General features: G+C 53.1%; 19 protein-coding genes. 9 read left to right on the forward strand and 10 right to left on the reverse strand.

Annotated features, from left to right (window positions below; translation table 11 throughout):
• Positions 1-182: 182 nt before the first annotated feature.
• Entirely contained in the window at positions 183-968 is a 786-nt protein-coding gene (locus tag ACYVJQ_RS18965; protein ID WP_460894693.1) for a hypothetical protein, read from the forward strand.
• Positions 969-987: 19 nt separating this feature from the next.
• Here the strand turns inward: ACYVJQ_RS18965 and ACYVJQ_RS18970 are convergent, their stop codons facing one another.
• On the reverse strand, positions 988-1,986 hold the full coding sequence (locus ACYVJQ_RS18970; RefSeq protein ID WP_460894694.1) for a hypothetical protein: 999 nt from the start codon (positions 1,984-1,986) through the stop codon (positions 988-990).
• Positions 1,987-2,134: 148 nt separating this feature from the next.
• Between ACYVJQ_RS18970 and ACYVJQ_RS18975 the strand changes: the two genes are divergently transcribed.
• From ACYVJQ_RS18975 to ACYVJQ_RS18995, 5 genes are all read left to right on the forward strand, one after another.
• Positions 2,135-2,842, forward strand: coding sequence for an SIMPL domain-containing protein (locus ACYVJQ_RS18975; protein ID WP_460894695.1), 708 nt, complete (start codon positions 2,135-2,137; stop codon positions 2,840-2,842).
• A 228-nt stretch (positions 2,843-3,070) separates the two neighbouring features.
• Positions 3,071-4,219 carry a ribonuclease D gene (locus ACYVJQ_RS18980; RefSeq protein WP_460894696.1) on the forward strand — a complete coding sequence of 383 codons (1,149 nt, stop codon included), beginning with the start codon at positions 3,071-3,073 and terminating at the stop codon, positions 4,217-4,219.
• A gap of 37 nt (positions 4,220-4,256) precedes the next feature.
• Positions 4,257-4,643 (forward strand): DUF6960 family protein, encoded by a 387-nt coding sequence (locus ACYVJQ_RS18985; protein WP_460894697.1) that lies wholly within the window; start codon positions 4,257-4,259, stop codon positions 4,641-4,643.
• Between the two features lie 288 nt (positions 4,644-4,931).
• Entirely contained in the window at positions 4,932-5,153 is a 222-nt protein-coding gene (locus ACYVJQ_RS18990; protein WP_460894698.1) for a hypothetical protein, read from the forward strand.
• 197 nt (positions 5,154-5,350) lie between these two features.
• The gene (locus ACYVJQ_RS18995) at positions 5,351-5,785 is read left to right on the forward strand and encodes a hypothetical protein (RefSeq protein WP_460894699.1); all 435 of its coding nucleotides are present in this window, start codon (positions 5,351-5,353) and stop codon (positions 5,783-5,785) included.
• 89 nt (positions 5,786-5,874) lie between these two features.
• Here ACYVJQ_RS18995 and ACYVJQ_RS19000 read toward each other — a convergent pair whose 3' ends face one another.
• Complete coding sequence (locus ACYVJQ_RS19000) at positions 5,875-7,098, reverse strand: NAD(P)-dependent oxidoreductase (RefSeq protein ID WP_460894700.1); 1,224 nt, start codon at positions 7,096-7,098, stop codon at positions 5,875-5,877.
• A 204-nt stretch (positions 7,099-7,302) separates the two neighbouring features.
• Between ACYVJQ_RS19000 and gcvP the strand changes: the two genes are divergently transcribed.
• On the forward strand, positions 7,303-10,218 hold the full coding sequence (gene gcvP, locus ACYVJQ_RS19005; protein ID WP_460894701.1) for an aminomethyl-transferring glycine dehydrogenase: 2,916 nt from the start codon (positions 7,303-7,305) through the stop codon (positions 10,216-10,218).
• Between the two features lie 278 nt (positions 10,219-10,496).
• The gene (locus ACYVJQ_RS19010; RefSeq protein WP_460894702.1) at positions 10,497-11,120 is read left to right on the forward strand and encodes a DUF4136 domain-containing protein; all 624 of its coding nucleotides are present in this window, start codon (positions 10,497-10,499) and stop codon (positions 11,118-11,120) included.
• A gap of 85 nt (positions 11,121-11,205) precedes the next feature.
• On the opposite strand, the gene ACYVJQ_RS19015 is transcribed toward ACYVJQ_RS19010, so the two are convergent.
• The 5 genes from ACYVJQ_RS19015 to ACYVJQ_RS19035 all read right to left on the reverse strand — a co-directional run bounded on the left by ACYVJQ_RS19015 (position 11,206) and on the right by ACYVJQ_RS19035 (position 18,584).
• Complete coding sequence (locus ACYVJQ_RS19015) at positions 11,206-13,191, reverse strand: OmpA family protein (RefSeq protein ID WP_460894703.1); 1,986 nt, start codon at positions 13,189-13,191, stop codon at positions 11,206-11,208.
• Positions 13,192-13,210: 19 nt separating this feature from the next.
• Positions 13,211-14,167 (reverse strand): PorP/SprF family type IX secretion system membrane protein, encoded by a 957-nt coding sequence (locus ACYVJQ_RS19020; protein WP_460894704.1) that lies wholly within the window; start codon positions 14,165-14,167, stop codon positions 13,211-13,213.
• A gap of 38 nt (positions 14,168-14,205) precedes the next feature.
• A complete protein-coding gene (locus ACYVJQ_RS19025) occupies positions 14,206-16,386 on the reverse strand; it encodes an ice-binding family protein (RefSeq protein ID WP_460894705.1) in 2,181 nt (726 codons plus the stop codon).
• Between the two features lie 476 nt (positions 16,387-16,862).
• A complete protein-coding gene (gene lipA / locus ACYVJQ_RS19030; protein WP_460894835.1) occupies positions 16,863-17,753 on the reverse strand; it encodes a lipoyl synthase in 891 nt (296 codons plus the stop codon).
• A 69-nt stretch (positions 17,754-17,822) separates the two neighbouring features.
• A complete protein-coding gene (locus ACYVJQ_RS19035) occupies positions 17,823-18,584 on the reverse strand; it encodes a hypothetical protein (RefSeq protein WP_460894706.1) in 762 nt (253 codons plus the stop codon).
• 72 nt (positions 18,585-18,656) lie between these two features.
• On the opposite strand from ACYVJQ_RS19035, the gene ACYVJQ_RS19040 reads away from it, so the two are divergent.
• Positions 18,657-19,064, forward strand: coding sequence for an OsmC family protein (locus tag ACYVJQ_RS19040; RefSeq protein ID WP_460894707.1), 408 nt, complete (start codon positions 18,657-18,659; stop codon positions 19,062-19,064).
• Positions 19,065-19,167: 103 nt separating this feature from the next.
• Here ACYVJQ_RS19040 and ytxJ read toward each other — a convergent pair whose 3' ends face one another.
• Genes ytxJ through ACYVJQ_RS19055 form a run of 3 tightly spaced genes read right to left on the reverse strand, consistent with a single transcriptional unit; the run spans position 19,168 to position 20,162 of the window.
• On the reverse strand, positions 19,168-19,506 hold the full coding sequence (gene ytxJ, locus ACYVJQ_RS19045) for a bacillithiol system redox-active protein YtxJ (protein WP_460894708.1): 339 nt from the start codon (positions 19,504-19,506) through the stop codon (positions 19,168-19,170).
• 30 nt (positions 19,507-19,536) lie between these two features.
• On the reverse strand, positions 19,537-19,872 hold the full coding sequence (locus ACYVJQ_RS19050; RefSeq protein WP_460894709.1) for a hypothetical protein: 336 nt from the start codon (positions 19,870-19,872) through the stop codon (positions 19,537-19,539).
• Entirely contained in the window at positions 19,869-20,162 is a 294-nt protein-coding gene (locus tag ACYVJQ_RS19055; protein WP_460894710.1) for a hypothetical protein, read from the reverse strand. The genes ACYVJQ_RS19050 and ACYVJQ_RS19055 overlap by 4 nt, the downstream gene beginning before the upstream one ends.
• Between the last annotated feature and the right edge of the window lie 16 nt (positions 20,163-20,178).

The following is a 20,178-nucleotide window of genomic DNA, read 5'->3' on the forward strand; positions in this document are numbered from 1 at the left end:
AGGCAGGCGCGTCTGGTATAGGATAAATACGGAAGTTTTGCCTGAGAAGCTTAGATACAGGCGTTTTTCAGGCCCAATGGCCTGACCCTTAAAGAAAAGGATTTGCTCCCGGTAGGGGTAAACAGACCGTCAATGGTCTATTGAATGTCCCTAAGATATGCCTTCAACCTTATTAATCCGCTATGTTTTTTCAAAAGATACGGGCTATTGCCCTGACTACCCTCCTGTCTGCTGGTTTGTTGAGCGGCTGCACCCTTGCTGAAATGTACCAGAGCGACGCCCTGCTCCAGTCCTCCCGTGAGTTGCCCCTGGAAGGCCGTAAACTCATTCGCCTTAAGAACGAGTTCAGTATTGGCAACTTTGCCGTGGCAGAGGTGCACCGGGGCTGGACCCGCTACAGGGAGCAGTCCTTGGGGCCGGTAGCCTTTAAAAGAATAAACCAGCGGTTTGAATTCACGCTGCAGGACAGCACCAGGGCTTCTACCTATGTGAGTTGCCAGGCCGGTATCAATGTAACGGAGCTTCAACTAGGGAAAGGGGTTTCATTGGGCCTGGGCGGCGATGACCGCGAGGTCTTTGTGGGTACCCTGCACGTGCCTAATAGCAGCCCCTGGCTCCTAGTAACTAAAGACCCGGGCAGCCCCATGTCTTTCAAGGGTTTTGTGGGTATTCTGCAGAATGGGGACAATGAGATAATGATAGAACCGGTTTACCGCTACAAGAGCGAGCACCGCGTGCAGGCGGGAGAGATTCTGGGCTATGAGTTTAAATCGGGGCAAGAGGTGCTAGGAGCGGTGCAGGTGGTCAACAGAGGCAAAGTATGGGTGAACAAAGACCTTGATTTTAAGGAGCAACGGCTCATAAGTGCCGCCGCCGCCGCCTTATTGCTTTACCAAAAGCTGGAGGATACAATGCCCGCTGAACCCAACAGCACCAAAATAAACCTGCCTCTTTCGCTTTTGAAGTAGTCCCTCTTACCCTGTACCTCTATTTCACCGGAATCTCCGGAAAGGCAATGAATTCGCCCTCTGGCGTAAACAGCATGCTCAAGGGTTCCTGCGGATCCCGCAGGATGTCTTCCTGGGTAATGCCCCACCTGGCCCAGACGGTGGCCAGCAATTTGGCGTAGGAACTGTTCTGCCATGGGTTAAAGATCACGTTGGTCACGTCATCAATGAGCGTGTCCATGACCAGGTGGTCGTCCTCGGGTTTGGGGTGCCGCACCAGGTAATCTGGTATCACATTGAGCAGGTAGGCCGCGTAGAATACCCGTGCGCTGAACTCGGCGGCCTGAATAGGCTGCAGCTGCCGGGGGGCTATTTCTTCCCACACGCGGCGCATGGCCTGCTTGATCATGCCGTTGTCCAGCAGGCAACAAACGAGCAGGGCGTTGTCCAGGCGCAGGCTGAACATCATGGTAGACAATTCATCCCTGAACTCAAACCGGCTAGGCTCAGAAGAGGCATCTACGTCTACTATAAACAGGGAACAGGGCAGAAAATCTGGGAACACCATGGGTACCCGTATAGACTGCAGCACCCTAAAAAAAGCCTGGAACTTCATGAGCATTTTAGGTTGCTCGCTCACGGCGTACTCTGGCTGCACCAATGGGTTCTGCTCCTTGATCAGTTCGGTGATAAGCGTACCGTAGAACATTTTCCCCAGCCACTGGAACAGCAGCTTCTCATCCAGCGCCCGCAGTCCGTCCACCCCCCCGGCCAGGGCCTTCTGTACCTGTTCCTCCAGGGGTTGCAGGTGCTTGGTCTGGCAGCGCCGGCAGCACGGGATCTGCAGTTCCTGGTACGTGGTCACGCTTTGGTCCAACAGGCGCAGCGGCTCATGGGCCAACCCGTATTCGGCCATGAGCCAGGCCGGGAACACCGGGGTCTGCTGGTCTTCGGTGACCAGGGTACCGCACGAAAAACAGATGCGGTTACCAAAGCGCATGCCCTCAAATGGGTCAAAGATGGTCAGGTGCTGCTGCATAAAAAAGGGGTAAAGCCTGAAGAAGGGCAAAGATACATAGCAATTGGGTGAGGCGCACACCTGAAATGGGATAGTGCACGTTAAGTAGGCAGTTTATGGAAATCCGGCACAGTACTTGTGAAGGCCCCCTTATCTTAACCTATCTTCTATGAAAAACCTTTCTGCCTCCGTTTTTGCGTTTCTGCTGTTGCTGCTGCCCCTGCTGGGTTTGGCCCAGTCATCTGTCATGCCCCCTTTGGTGAGTACCTCTGGCCTGGGCGAAGTAAAAGTCCAGCCTGACCAGGTGGTCTTCAGGGTGGGGGTGGAGCTCCGGGAGAAAACCCTGGAAGAGACCCGCAAGCAAGCCGATCAACGCACCGCCGCCCTAATCAGCTACCTTAAAAAGAGCGGCATTGAAGACAAATACGTGCAAACCGCCTACCTGTCTATACAGCCGGTTTACAGTGGTGAATACGGGCAGACCACGCCACAGTTTTACCAGGCTACCCGCACTATCTCTGTTACGCTCAAGAAGATAGACAAGTTTGATGAGCTCATGGCCGGGCTTTACAAAGCGGGCGCCAACCGGGTAGACGGCATCAGTTATGAAACCTCCCAACTACGCAAGTACCAGGATGAGGCCCGCAAGAAAGCGGTGCTGGATGCCCGCCAGAAGGCTACGTTGCTGGCCTCTGAGCTAGGCGCCAAGGTGGGCAGGCCTTACCAGATCAATGAGGGTGGTTCCAGTGGCCCGCAACCCATGGGCTATGCCAAAGTAGCCTTGCGTGGAATGGCCATGGAGGCGGGTGATGCTACCCTGGCCCTGGGCGAGATCACGGTTTCCTCTGTGGTAGAGGTGAGTTTTCTGCTGGAGTAACCTGGCTTCTTCCAGATCTTCTTCCGCCCAAATAGTGAAAATGTAATTGTCCCTTTTTTCTTCTGGCTTCAGGCTGGTATCCTATAGGAAAGATGGTTTATTTTTGGGCCTGTCTTTCTTACGTTGCCGTTTTGGGCCTGTTCTCGGGAAAACAGGCCCAAAACGGCAACGCCGGAGTAATTTTCCCCGTCAAGGGATTATTCTGTTTTTTGGGTACATTTGAAACTTATGAAGGAACCTGCATTTTTTCTGGAGGGAACCCCTGTTTACCTGGTGCAAACCAATGAGGCCTTGCAGGCCGCGGCGGCTCACTTAAGCCAGCGGCCGGAACTTGCCCTTGACCTTGAATTTGACCAACACCACTATACCTATGGCTTCACGCTCTGCCTGATCCAGATTTCAGACGCAGACGCCTGCTTTATCATTGATCCTTTTCCCCTGGATGACCTGCAGCCCCTGTGGGACGTGCTGGAGAACCCGGGTATTGTCAAGATTTTCCACCACGCCAATAATGACCTTATGCTCCTGAGCATGCTGGGCTGCCAAGTGCGTACCATGGTAGACACTGCCGTGGCGGCCAAGGTACTCAACCATTCTAAGGCCGCCCTGGGCACCCTGCTGGAAGAGGAGCTGGGCTTACAACTGGACAAATCGCAGCAGATGAGCAATTGGAACCAACGGCCCCTTACCCAGCGCCAGCTGGAGTACGCCGCCCAGGACGTATTGTATCTGCACCGGCTCAAAAACGCCATGGTAGCCAAAATCAAAGCCCTGGGCCGTATTCACTGGCTGGAGGAGGAAGACCAGTTGCTGGAGGCTATCACCTATGTGGAGCTGGAAGACCCGCACCTCAAGATCAAGTTCCCGCAGCGGCTCACCTTTCTGCAGCAGTTCATCCTTAAGCCCATTTATGATTTCAGGGACCAGCTGGCCCAGAAATGGAACCTACCCGCCGGGCAGATTATTAATACCCATGCGCTAATGGAGTTGCTCAGTAACCCAGAGCAAGACATCAATGCCTGGCTCCACCACACCAGGGGCATTCATGGACGCCTGCAGCAAGACCGCTTTGAAGAACAGATCCAGCGTATTATGGCCGGTGCCTTAAAGGAAGCCCAGAAACGCAAGATCCCCAATCGGCTGCCCCCCAACCCGTACCCGCCCCGGCTCAAGACCCCAGAGACCGAAGCCCGCCGCGAGCTACTATGCACCGTGCAACGCGCCCTGATAGAAAAGTATGGCGCCCATACCACGCCTATTCTTTTAGACCAGAGCACCATTACCCACTACAGCCAAACCGGCGAGTTGCTCATCAGTAAGAAATATGCACGGGAAGTGGTGCAGGACACCGCCCAGGAACTGAATATCCATTTGTAAAGGCTGCTCTAGCGCCACCGTTTCGCTTTTCCTTTTTATGCCTAAGAAGAGTCTTGAGTTTGGGCTATATTCCTGGTTTCCGGGGTATGGCTATTCCAGCATTCACCCGGCCAACCGCCGCGAGTTTGAGCTGCTGGAGCCGCACAACAAAGTATTTGAGAAAGTGAGCGAGCTAAATGGCTGGTTTCTGCTGCGCTACGCAGATGAGGAGTTCAAGGTGCGGCCAGACCATTTCGTGCCCATTGACTGGCTGCCCTTCACCTTTGGCGAATGGGTTAGGCCCGCCAATCAGCCCAACGGTACCGTGGCTGAGATTACCGATATCTATTGGAGCGTGCCCGAAGACGCCCCTTTCTTTGCCCTGCGCATAGGCAAGCAAAAATTGGATGGCGTGTACCGCCAGGAACAGCTCAGGGCCGCTTAATGCCTTCGCTGGCGGGCGCTACTGCCTGCCGTGTTTTTCCTTGGCTTTGGGTGGCATGCAACCAAGTGCCAAAAGACCTAGCGGCAAATAAGTAGCGTGGCTTTGGGGAAGGTTTCAGGCATTGGTGGTATTCCAAGACAGATTTGGAGAAAGGTTATCCGTTTTCTATATTCACCAATGATTAAAAAGCGGTTAAGGAAAACTGCGGGGCGTGAAACTATTAAATTTACGGCCATCGCTTTTTTTTTGCCGTATACATCTCCCAACTAAAACCAACTTATAAGCACTATGAAAAAAGTAACCAGCGTTATGGCCGCAGCTGCCTTGGCATTCACTTTCGGGCTTGCTTCCTGCGAGTCAAAAACTGCTCAGAATGTAGAAAACACCACAGAATCTGCGGTTGATGAGGTAGAGGCAGAAGCTGATTCAGCCTTTACTCCTACAGACACAGTCACCGTGAAAGAAGAGCCAGTAAAAGATGGCGTAGCCGATAAAGTAGAGAAACAGTAAGCACTGCTACCGTTTCCAGTAAAGCCCTTCTGGTGGAGTTCTCTCTGCCAGAAGGGCTTTCTTTTAGCTTGATCAGTAAGGATTTATTAAATTTATTTTTAGCATAGTTATATTAATTATTAATAAGTTGTTATATTTGTCTCCCTTGTATGATAATTCTTTGATAGAACCTGCTTGTGAGAATCGCTTGTCAAACCTTGCCTTACGCAAATATATATGTAGACACCAGCCTGCAGGTGATACATGTGGAGTGGAGTGGACTTGTACCAAGCTACATCTTCAGGCAGACAGTAGTTACCGCGCTGGAGCATATTCAGGTACGGGAACTATGCGGGTGTATCTATGACCTCACTAAACTGAAAAGCATTCAGCAGCAGGACCAGGAATGGCTTATGCATGAGATTTTGCCGCTTCTGTCTACCACTTCCCTGCGTCGCATTGCGTGCCTGGAGTCTCCCAGCCAAATGGGGCAGTTAGACATGATAGACCTGGTGTACTGCGCCGGGCCGGCCATCAATTTCAAGTTCCAGTATTTTGGTGACGTGGCCTCTGCCATGGAGTGGTTAAGCAAAGGCCACCGAGCCCCTACGGTGAAAGTGGTAGAGGAACGCACAATAATGCCTTTTGCCTAAAAGGTTCTGCAGAAACCTTAAGGGCCAGAACGGTAATACACCGCTCTTCTTGAGGTAAAGCCCTTCAGAAATTCCCTTCTTTTACTTTCTCAAATCTCCTTCGGGAAAGCATAGTCTTCCAGATATTGGTATTTAGGGCAGAGGTGCCCGTTTTTGGCAATGGTGGCATTGCTTAATACTCCTTCCTTGTCCCCGTTGAACAGGTGGGGCAGCACTCTGTCCAGCAACTGCCGGCTAAAATCACGTGACGCATTGCGGGGTAGTTCACAGGGCAGGTTATCTACGGCCATGATGGTGATGTTCTTCTCTGCGCTGTAGGCCGGTTCCAGTTCTTCGGTGACAGGGTTGTAATCATAGGCGGGGTCGGCAATGGTAGATACGCGTTGGGTGCAGGGTATGGAGCCGTCCACGTCGCAGGTAATATCAGCAATAGTGTTGATCTTGAAATCGGGCTGGCGCATTTCCTCTCTAGTGAACAGCAGCGGGGCGGCTGGGTTCCAGTAGGCGCAGGCCATGAGCAGATCTGTGACCTGAGAAAACTTGGAGAAAGTAGACTGGTAGAGGTGCGGGTTCTGGTAAAAGTCTTTAGAGTCCCAGACGGCCACATCGGGCCGGGCGTGGTAATCTGAGGACCGCAACTGCGTGAACACGGGCTCTGTGAATTCTTTGTACAGGTAGTCAAACACGGGTACCCGCTTTATCCCCATTCTTTCCAGCACCTCCAGCGCCCCCTGCGCCACCCGGCCGCCGCCGGTCACGGCAATCTTGATGCTGGGCAAGTTCTTAACCTTGAAAAACTCCTCCAGCATGTCTTCCATGTCCAGGCACTCATGGGCGGGCTTGAGGTGAAAGAGGTTCCATTTGCGGCCGTAGGTCAGCAGCCCGTTATAGGCCCCCACAATGCCGGCCCATCGGCCGAAGGCCACTTCCCGCTCGCCTTCTTTATTGGTGATGGTCTCATAATCTATGAGCGTGATTTTCTTTTCCAGAATGGCCTGCAACAGCTTTTGGTTGTGCGGCTGCTTTTTGATGGTGTGGGAGAAAAAGAAGTAGGTCTTGTTGGGGATGAGCTGTTGAATGGGCACTTCCTTTACGCCAAAAAGCACGTCACAGGTACTCAGGTCTTCTTTCAACGGAATGCCCAAGTCTGTGTATTCCTGGTCACTGAAGCAGCGCACGGGGCTGGGTTGCACCACCAGTTGCGCCTGCGGGAAGGTCTGCAGCACCTCCAGGCATTTCTTGGGCGTGAAGGGCACCCGCTTGTCTACCGGAATTTTGCCTTCGCGCAGTACGCCAATCTTTACTCTTTTCATGGGAAACTTAAAAGAAGCCGAGCGTAGCGTTTTAAGGCTACTTTTCTAAAAACAGGCCTAAAACGCCAGGGCGCAGTGCCTTGCGCAATTTAAGGGCTATGGCTGTAATAAGTGAATTTTAACCTGTACTTTTGTTAAATCAAATGGGCCAAACGTTTGTTACCCAACAAAACAGCCTCATTTCTACCTAACTTACAGCCACAAATGATATTCAAAACCAAGCCTGCCGATATCTTTAAAGAGCGCCATAACGGCCCTGTGAAAGACCAGGTACAGGAAATGCTGCAAACCATTGGCGCCTCGTCCCTGGATCAACTCATTGACGAGACCGTGCCCCCCGCCATTAGACTGAAAAAACCGTTGAACCTGCCGGCCCCGCTCACAGAGCGTGACTTCCTGCGCAAGTTTGCCCAGATTGCCAAGCAGAATAAACTCTACAAATCATACATTGGCCTGGGCTACCATGACACCATTCTGCCGCCCGTAATCCAGCGCAACATTCTGGAGAACCCGGGTTGGTACACCGCCTACACGCCGTACCAGGCAGAGATTGCCCAAGGCCGTTTAGAGGCTTTGATCAATTACCAAACCGTGATCATGGACCTGACCGGTATGGCCATTGCCAACGCCTCTCTGCTGGATGAAGCTACGGCTGCCGCCGAAGCCATGAACCTGCAGCACGCCCTGCGCAAAGGCAACCGCAAAAACGCTAACCGCTACTTTGTCTCTGACCAGGTACTGCCGCAAACCATTGACGTATTAATCACCCGCGCCACGCCGCTGGGCATTGAACTGGTGGTTGGTGATCACCGCGAGGCTAACCTACAGGATGAGACTCTGTTTGGTGCCCTGGTACAGTACCCTGCCGCCGATGGCGAAGTATTTGACTACACTGATTTCATTTCTGAGGCCCACGCGCAAAACCTGCTGGTAGCCGTAGCTGCTGACCTGTTGAGCTTAACGCTCTTGAAATCCCCAGGTGAAATGGGAGCCGATGTAGTGGTAGGTTCTTCGCAGCGCTTCGGGATCCCGATGGGCTACGGCGGACCGCACGCCGGCTATTTTGCCACCAAAGACGAGTACAAGCGCTCTATCCCGGGCCGTATCATTGGTTTGTCACAGGACGCGTTTGGGCAGAAAGCCTACCGTATGGCCCTGCAAACCCGTGAGCAGCACATTAGAAGAGAAAAAGCTACCTCTAACATTTGTACCGCACAGGTATTGCTGGCCGTCATGGCTGGTATGTACGCGGTGTATCATGGCCCACGCCGCCTGAAGTACATTGGCCTCAACATCCATAGCCTGACCCAGATCCTGGCAAAAGAGCTCAAAAACCTGGGCTTCGACCAGTTGAACGAAAACTACTTTGACACCCTGCAACTGCAGGCAGAAAGCGCCGAGTTGCAGCAGGCCATCCGCACTGAGGCCGAGGCTGCCCAGATGAACTTCCGGTATTACGGCGAGAACAAAATTGGTATCTCCCTGCACCAGAACACCGACCTGGACGAGGTGAAAGACATCCTGGCCGTTTTTGCGAAAGTAGCCGGAAAACAGGATTCTACTCTTGATCTGGACGCCATTCCGGAGGAGACGGAGATTACCTGGCCAGAAAGCCTGATCCGGACCTCAGAGTATCTGCAGCACGAGGTGTTCAACAAATACCATTCTGAGAGCGAGATCCTGCGCTACATGAAGTATCTGGAGAACAAAGATTTTTCTTTGACGCACGGCATGATTCCGTTGGGTTCCTGCACCATGAAACTGAACGCCACCGCCGAGATGATTCCGGTGACCTGGCCAGAGATTGGGCAGTTGCACCCGTTTGCCCCGGCAGACCAGACCAAAGGCTACACCCAGATCTTCAACGACCTGGAGGCGTGGTTGTGTGAGGTAACCGGTTTTGCGGCCATGAGCTTGCAGCCAAACTCCGGTGCCCAGGGCGAGTATGCTGGTCTAATGGTAATCAGAGCCTACCATGAAGCCCGCGGCGACCATCACCGCACTATTTCCTTGATCCCGTCTTCGGCGCACGGCACCAACCCTGCCTCTGCGGTAATGGCCGGCATGAAAGTGGTGATTGTGAAGTGCGATGAGCGTGGCAACATTGACGTAGCTGATCTTAGAGCCAAAGCCGAAGAGCATAAAAACGATCTTTCCTGCTTAATGGTGACCTATCCGTCTACGCACGGCGTGTACGAGGAAAGCATCATAGAGATCTGCGAGATCATTCACCAGAACGGTGGCCGCGTGTACATGGACGGTGCCAACATGAACGCCCAGGTAGGCCTGACCTCCCCGGCTAACATCGGCGCCGATGTGTGTCACCTGAACCTGCACAAAACTTTCTGTATTCCGCACGGTGGTGGTGGACCAGGCGTTGGCCCTATTGGGGTAGTAGCCGACTTGGCTCCTTATTTGCCAGGCCATGCCGTGGTAGACCTGGGCAGACCAGAGGCTATTCACGCGGTGTCGGCGGCCCCATGGGGAAGCGCCAGCATTCTGCCTATCTCCTATGCCTACATTGCCATGATGGGTGGCGAAGGCTTAACGGAGGCCACCAAAATGGCGATCCTGAACGCCAACTATATCAAGGCGCGTCTGGAGGCCCATTACCCTGTGTTGTACGTTGGTTCCAAAGGCCGCTGCGCCCACGAGATGATCTTAGACTGCCGTTCCTTCAAAAAGGCCGGTGTAGAGGTAGAAGACATCGCCAAGCGTTTGATGGACTATGGTTTCCATGCGCCTACGGTATCATTCCCGGTGGCGGGTACTTTGATGGTAGAGCCCACCGAGAGTGAGAGTAAAGAAGAGCTGGACCGTTTCATTGAAGCCATGATCTCTATCAGAGAAGAGATCAGAGAGATAGAGGAAGGCAAAGCTGATCAGAAAAATAACCTGCTCAAAAATGCGCCGCACCCGGCCCACGTGGTTTTGATTGAGGACTGGACGTTGCCTTACACCCGTGAGCGTGCCGTGTATCCTAACCAGAATACCCGTACCGCCAAGTTCTGGCCAACCGTGAGCCGCATAGACAGCGCCTACGGCGACCGTAACCTGATTTGCAGCTGTGCGCCCATTGAGGCCTACAATGAGCAAGGCGAGGAAATGAAAGCCGTTTAACCTATAGCTTACCTTACTTTGATAAAGCGCCTGCGGACCATCCGCAGGCGCTTTTGTTTTGGGCCTGTTTTTCAAAAACGGCCTCAAAACGCAAATGCAGGGCTATGGCAAAGAACCATGAGGATACTGGAATTACAGGCATAATTTTTGTGTTAAAATAGTACGAAAGACATGTCCTGTTCTCTGAGTCGTCGGGCTCTTTGTGCATACAAGGGGTGGCAGGCTGGAAATGTGGGGATGATCTTGATTTTCGTCTTACTTACTAACTGTATAAATCCATGAAAGCAATCAACAGATGGAAGAAGGGGGTGATGAGCGTGATGATGGGGCTGTTGGTGATTGGTTTTACCAGTTGTGCCTCTTCCTATAACGTAGCCACCGACTTTGACAAAGCCACTGATTTTCAGGCGTACAAAACCTGGCGTTGGTACCAGGACCAGCCGGTGGCCAAAGATTCTGCCAACCGCAGATACACCACGTTTTTAGACAAGCGCGTGAAAAACGCGGTAGAAGCTGAGATGCAGCGGCGCGGGTTCACTAAGGCCACTGGCAAAGAGAAGCCAGACATGTTGCTGGCCTATGACTTTACCATTGAGAACCAGCAGCGCCTGCGGCCAGATTTTATCAGTGTGCCCTCTATTGGGTATGGCTACTGGTACGGTTACCGCTACGCTTACACGTACAATCGCTTGTATAACACCACTACCGTGCAGGACTACCAGGAAGGAACGCTTATTCTGGACGTGGTAGACGCCAAGACCAATGAACTGATCTGGCGGGGCACCAGTGCTACCTCGGCTAATGAGCGGTCTCTGAATGATGAAAGGGTGCAGAAGATTGTGTCCAGCATTTTGGCTAAGTTCCCGCCCCAGACCGGGGAGAGAGCCACGGCCCGCCGGTAACGTTCTAAGCACGTTTTTCAGAAAACGGCCTTAAAACAGAAACGCCACCTTTAAGGTGGCGTTTCTGTTTTAGATATAGGTGAGGTTACTTGATCTTGAATTCGGTTCTTCTGTTCTGTTGGTGCTGGTCTTCGGTACATTCTACGCCATCGGCGCAGCCGTTGATTAGGACGGTCTCCCCGTAGCCTTTCCAGGTGAGGCGGTTACGGGAGATGCCTTGGGTGACCAGGTATTCTACGGCAGATTGGGCGCGGCGCTCAGAAAGCACCTGGTTGTAGCCAAAGCCTTCGCGGCTGTCTGTGTGGGAGCCTAGCTCGATTTTGATGCTGGGGTTGTCTTTAAGCATGCGTACCAGCTTGTCCAGCTCCTTGGCGGCGTCTGGCCTGATGTCCCATTTGTCAAGGTCATAGTAGATGTTGTCCATGGCGATGGCCTGGTTTTTCTGGCTCTTGTCAAAGATGAGCGTCACGCGGGTGGTATCGGCTAGTTTTACGGTGTCAATCTTTACCAGGGCAGACTGCGTCAGGAAGCCGTATTTGTCACCTATCAGGTCATAAGTGGTGCCTTTCATCACCCCAAACTTGTATTCGCCGTTGCGGTCTGAGAACGCCACGGTAGAGTCCTTGGTGTTTTGCGGGGTCAGTTTCAGGCGTACATCTGTGAGGGGCTGGTTGATGCTGCGTTTGCCTTTCACTTGTACCCGCTCTAACGTGGTTACAAACAGGACGGCGTTACTTAGGAGTTTAAACGAGTAGATGTCATCGGTGCCGTTGTTGCTGTCGCGGTTAGAGGAAAGGTAACCGGACTGGGCATTGGTAGCGCCACGCATGAACACCATTCCAAAGTCATCTTTTGGTGAATTGACCGGTGCAAACAGGTTCTCTGGCTTGCTCCAGGTGGCACGGCTGCCTCTGGTCTTGAACACATCCAGGCCGCCAAAGCCGGGGTGCGTGTCTGAAGAGAAATACAGGTTGCCGTTCTGGTCAAAGCCCGGGAACATCTCCTTGCCTACGGTATTCACCGTGTTGCCCGCATTCATGGGTTGGCCCCAGGAGCCGTCGGGCTGCAGTTCGGCATAGTAGATATCGGTTTCGCCCAGGCCGCCTGGTTTGTCTGAGACAAAGTACAGCACCTGTCCGTCTGGGGAAAGGGCCGGGTGGCCCACGCTGTATTCCTCCACCTTGTTATAGGCAAAGGGCTTCACGTCTGACCAGGAAGAACCATCGCGGCGCGCCGAGAAAATCTCCAGGCAGTTCACGTAGTCACTGGAAAGCGGTTTCTTCACCCAGCTGGTAGGGTCTACGTTCACGTCTTTCTGCTTTTTCTCCACCATGTGGGTGCGGGTGAAATACATGGTGGTGTTGGCGGTGTCTAGAACGGCGGGGCCGTCATGGTAGATAGAGTTAAGCGTAGAACCGGCAATCACCGGCATCTGCCAGGTACTATCTGCGTTGCGCTGGGCGTAGAACATCTGCAGGTAGGGGCGGCCGGTCCAGCCGTAAGTGCCGGCGTCAATGTCTTTGTCGCTGCTCACGTTGCCACCCCGGTCTGAGGTGAACAGGATGCCCTGGTCATAGACGGTAGGGCTGAAATCAGCATTTCCTGAGTTGATGGCGGTTTCATTCACCACTATGGCAGAGGCGGGTTCTTCCAGCAGTTTGAGGGCGGCGTCAGAGGCCTGGGCTTTCGCGTTGGCTTTGGCGGCTTCGGCGGGCACTTTCATGGCATAGTTCTGGTACTGGGTCTTGGCCTCAAAGTACTTGCCGTTGCTGCGCAGGGCCTCAGCGTAGTAATACAGGTTGATCGGGTCTGCCTCGGTCATGGCCACCACTTTGGCGTACCACTCTTCGGCTTCTTTGGTGCGGCCGGTCAGGCGGTAGGCGTCTGCCAGGCGCTGGGAGCCTTTCAGGTCTGGGGCCTTCTCAGAGAAAACCTCCTGGTATTCTTCTATGGCCAGCGAGTAATCGTAGTTCTCATAGAGTCGGTCCGCTTTGCGCGTGGTCTGGCAGCCGCTTAAGGCAAGGCTACCGGCAAGAAATGTAAGTAAAAGTGATTTGTATATAGTAGACATAAGGTGCGTCTTGTTAAAATTAGAAATACCGCGGGGTAACCATTTTGGTAGGTTCCTTTTTCAGGAAGCTATAGCCAACGGATATTTCATGGGTGCTCAAATCATTCAGGTTACCGTGCAGCGTAAAGTCATAGGCATAGCCAAGGCGCAGGCGCTTGGTCACAAACAACTCGGCCATGGCCACCAGGGCGTCTTTGGAGCTCAGGCCCTTGGCCTCAAAGTCATTCTTGAAAATGTTCATGGCCGTGCGGTAGCTTGCCCCCAGCCAGATGCGCTCCCCAAACAGAAAGAAAGCGTTGAAGTCTACGTTGGTAGGGCCGTCAAAATTCTCCTTGAGCATGATGCTGGGTTTCACCTTGATGTTGTGGCTGATGTCTGCCACGTAACCAATGTTCAAGAAGTAATGGCGCTCGGGGTCATAATTGATGTCTTTGTCAATGCCCAATAAGTCGGTCACGGACACGCCCGCGTAGAAACGCTCTGTGTGGTAGAAGATACCGGCCTTTAAGCTGGGGCTCCAGGTGGTTTCCTTCTGGGCGGCTATCACGGCCGGGTCTTCCTGGTCATTACCGGTAAACAGCTTGGAGCCATCCACGGCGAAATGCGATACCCCTGCGGCCAGACCGATGGAAAGAACACCGGTCCCGCTTACCGGTAATTTCACGGCGGCATCTACCTCAATGTTCTTGCGGTTCTGAGCAAAGATCTCATCACGGGTAGCATGGAAGCCCAAGCCAATTCGCTCATTCTTGGTGAGCCCGTCAATGCTGAAGGTCTGGGTGTTGGGCGCGCCTTTGAGGCCGGTCCACTGCGTGCGGTGGAAGGCGTTTAAGGTAAGCGTTTCCTTGCTGCCCGCATAGGCCGGATTGATTACCAGTTGGTTGAAGATGTACTGCGAGAACTGTGACCGGTGCTGTGCCCAACTGCTGGCCGTAGAGGCCAGCAGGGTGAGCATTACTATGATAATTCGTTTCATTTCTACTGGAAATTAATGTTTTGGGAAATGCCCTGCGCTTAGCGTACTACCTGCACCGGGCCTCTGAATACCTGGTCTTTGCCATCACATCCTCTCACGCGCAACACGTAGAAGTAGGTGGCTTCCTCTAGGCCGGTGGCCATCCAGTTGTTCTTATAATTCTTGGTCTTGTAGATCTCGTTGCCCCAACGGTTATAGATGGTCAGGTCATTATCTTGGTAGTTGAGCAGGTTCCGGATGACAAAGCTGTCATTGATGCCGTCACCGTTCGGGCTGAACACGGTAGGGATCACAATCTCACTACCGGCATCTGCGGCTCTTACCTCTACAGAGGCGGCGGCGCTTGGGCAGGTAGAGCCGGTGGCGTTGCTGGCGGTCACCGTCAAGGTGCCCACCGCGTTGGCGTTGGTTGCCTTTAGGGTCACAGACGTGCCGTTCATGGTAGTGCTGTTGTCTGTGAAGGTGAAGCCGGCCGGGGCCGTCCAGGTATAGGTAAGGCCGGCAATCGGGTTACTGATGCTGTAGGTTAAGCCGGTGCATGGGCCGCTGTTGTCTATTATGGTTGGGGTGGCTGGAGCCGTACCCGGAGTCACGTCTGGAGTAGAGGTTGTAGCAGTTCCGCAAGGGTTAGAGGCTACCACCGTTACTTTTCCTGGGCCGGTGCCTGCTTTCACCTGTACAGAGGTACCAGTGGCGGCACTGATTCTTTCCCAACCGGTTCCGGTCACGGTCCAGGTGTAGGTAACGCCTGCCTGTGGTTGCGCTATGCTGTATTGGTAGGTTGTTCCGGCGCAGAGCGCGGTGGTGGGGGCGGTAATCACCGGGGTGGCCGGGGCTGCCCTCACAATCAGTTCTACCGGGAAGACCTGGCTGTTCTGGCAGTTTCCGGTGGTGACCGCTACTACGGTTAGGGCATAGGTGCCCGGGGCCGTGGTAGAACCTGCCTTAATGGTAAAGCCGGAAAGCGTCTGTGACTCAATAGTTAGCCCGCTGTTCACCGGCACTACTATGGCCAGATTGGTAACCCCCGCTGACACATTGCTTACCGTGTAGGTAACAGTGCCGCCGGTACATACTTCCTGGGCGCCTACCACGTTTGGCCGGGCCGGGCGCACGCAGATGGTAGCCTGGTCTGTGCCTCCACCGTTGCCAATCACAGCAATGTTGGTAATCTCTCCTATAGCGGTGGTTTTAGCGGTAATGCGTAAAGTGGCGGTTTGGTTGGCTGGTAAGGTACCAATGGTCCAGATGCCAGTGTTGGCGTCATAAGTGCCACGATCCGCGTCTGCCGGTGGAACAAAGGTCAGACCTGCCGGGAGCTTGTCTTCTACGGTTACGTTGGTGGCATCAGAAGCCCCAGAATTGGTTACCCTTATTGTATAGATGACATTGTCGCCAATGGTGAAGGTGCTGCCGTTGGCGGTTTTGGTAATGCTGAGGTTGGCTGTGCCTGTTCCGCCGCCACCGCCACCGCCAGAACCTGATCCGATAGGCTCAGGTAAGGAGATATTGTTGTTGTTGAGAGTGATATCACCTGTGGTGGAAAGCACACGGCCTACCAGAGTGGAGCATAGGCTCAACATGGCGTTGTTCTGGGCGATGATATTGCCGCTTAAAGTAGAAGGTGCTTCAATTAGGCCGCCTGTGCCCACGGTCACGCTGCCCGTTACCCTAAAGAAAATATTGTTGGGGTTGGCATTGATCACGTTGATGGCGGAGCCCGCATCTATTACCAGATCCCCGTTCACCTGAATGATAAAAACGGAGCCGGGGTTGCTCTGCCCGTCAAACTTCAGGCGGCCGCTAATGCGGGCATTGCCGTCAAAACGGTACACGCCTCTGGTAAGGGTAGTGCCGCGTACGGCGGCCTCACCAGGGGTAAAGCCTGCACCCAAGGTCTGGCCGGTAAGGTTCTGGGTGGGGGTGAATTTGTTTAACTCATTGTAAACCCGCACAACGTCGGCTTTGGCGGTGGCAGCTGCCACGGTGCCGCGCTCAGTATCCCCCAGCACTACACCAGTAGGGAAACCGGTTACTAAAAGGCCTGGCGATGTGCCTAAGTCTCCGTAGATAATGCTGCTGCCGGTGCTGTTGACCGCGTTACTTCCCAGTACTGCAAACTCGCCGGCCATTCCTAAAGAAGGGGCGGTTAACGTCTGCGCATGGGTAATGGATGAAATAGCAAACAAAGCTGCTATCACGAGTAAAAGTTTATTCATGTGATGTGAAAAAGGAGGTTGTTTTGATGGTGATCTCAGATATTCCTATAAATGAATGAATCCTGTGCGTGTACCTGTCTTTCTGGGAAAGGTTTTGCCTTGTTAGAAATATGCAAAAACGGTGGAGAAGGAGAGCGCCGGAGGCCTTTCTTGAGGTGGGAAATGGTGAAGCGTACTTAGGGAATTTTTAGCAGGAAGGATTACAATGCAAGCGAGTGGATCATTGCACAGCCTTGCAAGGTAGGTGTAATTGCGGCAGTAACCTGATTTATTATTGGTTGGTCGGTGTCAAAGTATCCCTGAAGGGCTGGTTGTCACTTTATTATTTTTGTGCAAGAATCTTATATGGTAAGGGAAGCGTGGTAAATGGGAAGATAGTACAAGTACGATAAAAATAGTCCAAAAAAAGAGGCCATTGAAAAGTCCCGACACCAGCGGGACTTTTCAATGGCCTTACAGTTGAATAGTGATTAAGCCTATACGTGCACGTGCCGTTCAGCGTGGTAAGAAGACCGTACCAAGGGGCCAGATTCCACGTACTTGAGGCCGCGGCGTAGGCCTTCCTCTTTGTAATGCGCGAACAGGTCTGGGTGAATGAACTCGGCTACTTCCAGGTGCATCTTGGTGGGTTGCAGGTACTGGCCTAGCGTGAGAATATCCAGGCCAACGGCTACTAAATCATCCATGGCTTGATACACCTGTTCCGGGGTTTCGCCCAGGCCCAGCATGATACCGGTTTTGGTGCGTTTGCCGTATTCTTTGATGCGTCTGAGTTGCTCCATGCTGCGGTCATACTTGGCTTGGGGCCTCACCTGGCGGTACAGTTCTTTCACCGTTTCCACGTTGTGTGACACCACTTCCTGGCCCGCCGAAATCATGGTTTCCAGCGCTTCCCAGTTGGCTTTCACGTCGGGGATAAGGGTCTCAATGGTGGTCTCCGGGGAAAGCTGCTTGATAAGGGCAATGGTCTCGTGCCAAACGGCAGCGCCACGGTCCTTGAGTTCGTCACGGTTCACCGAGGTGATCACCGCGTGCTTCACGCCCATAAGTTGAATGGCTTCCGCTACGCGGCGGGGCTCGTCCAGGTCATATTCATTGGGGCGGCCCGTGGCCACGGCGCAGAAAGAGCACGATCGGGTGCAGACGTTGCCCAGGATCATGAACGTGGCCGTACCGGCTCCCCAGCACTCGCCCATGTTGGGGCAGTTTCCGCTTTCGCAGATGGTGTGTAGTTTATAGGTGTCTACCAGTTGCCTAACCTTGGCGTATTCTTTGCCTACCGGCAATTTTACGCGCAGCCAGTCTGGCTTACGGGGTTTAGTTTGGGTTTCAGCTTCAGCGGGTTGTATAACCGGCAGCGCAATCAATTGATCCATGTCGCAAAGGTACTAAGTGAGGAGCGGATAGACAAAAAACAGCCGGACAGGAGGGATCGTTCAACGGCGGCGACCATAATAGAGGGTCAGATACACAGAAAGAAAGGTGTTGTTGTTGGAGGCCTGCGGAATCATGTCCAGGTTACCGGCGAAGGCCTCATAGAGCATGCCCACCTCAATGCCGGTCACACTCTCCATGTAGCGCCCATACTCAAAGCTTACGCCCGCCTTGGCGTTGGCGCCCACCCTGAAATGGGGTTCGGCTAAGCCGGTGAATACCCCAGAGCTGCCCAGAATGTGCGTGTCTGGCTGGGTATGGATTCTGGGGTCATATTGCTCCGTGCGGATGTCTGAGGGGCCAATAGGCTGCCGGTTCACATCGTAAGGCGTGTAGTCATACTGGATGAAGTAAGGGGCCAGGATGCCAATGGAAGGGCCTGCGGCCACCACACCGTTTACCTGTACGCCAGACTCGGCGGCTTTCCGGAAGAACGTATACTCCCGGCCGTACTGCGGCCGCAGCACAAACAGGTAGTTGCTTTTGCCTTTGATGTAGGTGCCCCCGGTATAGGGGTTCTGGTAGCGTACCTCTTTGGGGTGTTTCACCTCTACGCCCTCCAGGGCCCAGAACTGATACCATTTGCCACCCATGTGGTATACCTGTTTGATCATAGCCCCACCCAAGAGGCCACCATTGGAATTGAAGTTGAGGCCGTAGGTGAATTCCCTGGAATAGCCTTCCTCTTCTTCTGCGGTCTGGGCCATGGCCAGGCCTACAGGAAGAAAGCTCACCAGCACCAGCACAAGTAGGAATCTGCGCACAGGGTAGAAGGCTAAGTTTTGTTTAAAAGTAAGTAACTTTACAGGCACCTGCAAATCTTAAAAAGTAAGACAATGAGTTCAATGACGCTAACATATTCTGGCCAGCTCAGAACCCAGGGAACCCACGTGGCCTCTGGAAATACCGTAACCACAGACGCCCCTGTTGATAACAACGGCCGGGGGGAGGCCTACTCGCCTACAGACCTGGTCTGCAGCGCATTGGGCAGCTGCATGATGACCATTATGGGCATTGTGGCCGAGCGAAACGCCATTGACCTTACCGGTATGCAGATGGCCATCACCAAAAAAATGGCCGCCGACCCACGCCGCATCTCTGAAATCATCCTGGAGACACAGATGCCTGCCAGAACGTTTACCGAGAAAGAAAAGGCCCTGCTGGAAAACGCCGCCCGTACCTGTCCTGTGGCGTTAAGCCTACATCCAGACATTGCCCAGACGCTTAGGTTTGTGTACGCGTAACGCTGATATAGAACGTAATAAACAGTCTGTTAGATATAGGAAAATCCCGTTTTAGGCATGTTTTCAGAAAACAAGGCCTAAAACGGGATTTCCGTTTTCTATCCTAGACAGAACGCTTCTTTACTTCCTGCAGGTTAATGCTCAAATGCGACCCATGGTACTGGCACTGCCCGTCTTTGATGAGCAGCAACTGCGGGGACTCATGGCGCACGTCAAACACCTGGGCAATCTCATTGGAGATGGGCCGGTTGGCCAACAAATCCAGGTAATAGGGTTTCACCTGGCCCAGGTCTGCGTCTGCCCACTGGCGCTCCAGCCGGCTTTTGGCCGTGGCGCTAATAGAGCAGTGCGTGCTGTGCTTAAAGATTACCACCGGTTGTTCCTTAGATTCTTCTTGTATCTGGGTAAGCTGTTCTATACTGGTTAAATGATGCCACTGCATAGTCATCTGGGTAAAAGTCTGCTGGTAAATTTAGTTTTTCCTGGCCCTGGCCGGCGCGCCCTTCTTAGAGAACCATTTGGTTTTCACCATGGCGGTGCCGTCTTCATTGATGGGCATCTCCTCGCTTCTCTTCGCTTTTTTCATTTTGCGGCCGGTCTCACCGTTGCGGAAGTTGTACGCGTTAACGTTAAGATGTGATTCATCATAATCTGAGGTCACCTTCTTAGCGTCTCTAAGGCTGTTTTTGACTTCTTTTTTCTGCTGGCTGCGGCTAAGGTAATTTGTTTGCGCGGTGGCCGGCGAAGAAACCAGGGTAGCCACGGCCATTACTACGGTAAGTAAAAAGGATGGTAAAGCGTGTTTCATTTTAGTCCTACTCTTTCTAGTAAACTTCTTTTCCGTTTGGGGGTGGGAATGAAGGTTTTCTTTTTAGTGAGTAACCCCTTTTTGTCGAAATTCATGTCCCGGCCTCCCAGGTCGCGGCCTTCATTGGCTTGGTCTTCCGGAGTGGGTTCGCTTTTCTTGGACAAGCCAAAAAAGGAGAACTTCTTTTTCCCGGACACGTCTGGGCACGCAATTCTGGAGGGATTACATCCTTCCAGGGCCAGGCTCATGGCCAAGACCCCCAACACCACCGCAAACCTTTTCTTCATCATGGGTAATTCAACTAAC

The organism is Rufibacter soli (assembly GCF_054781795.1).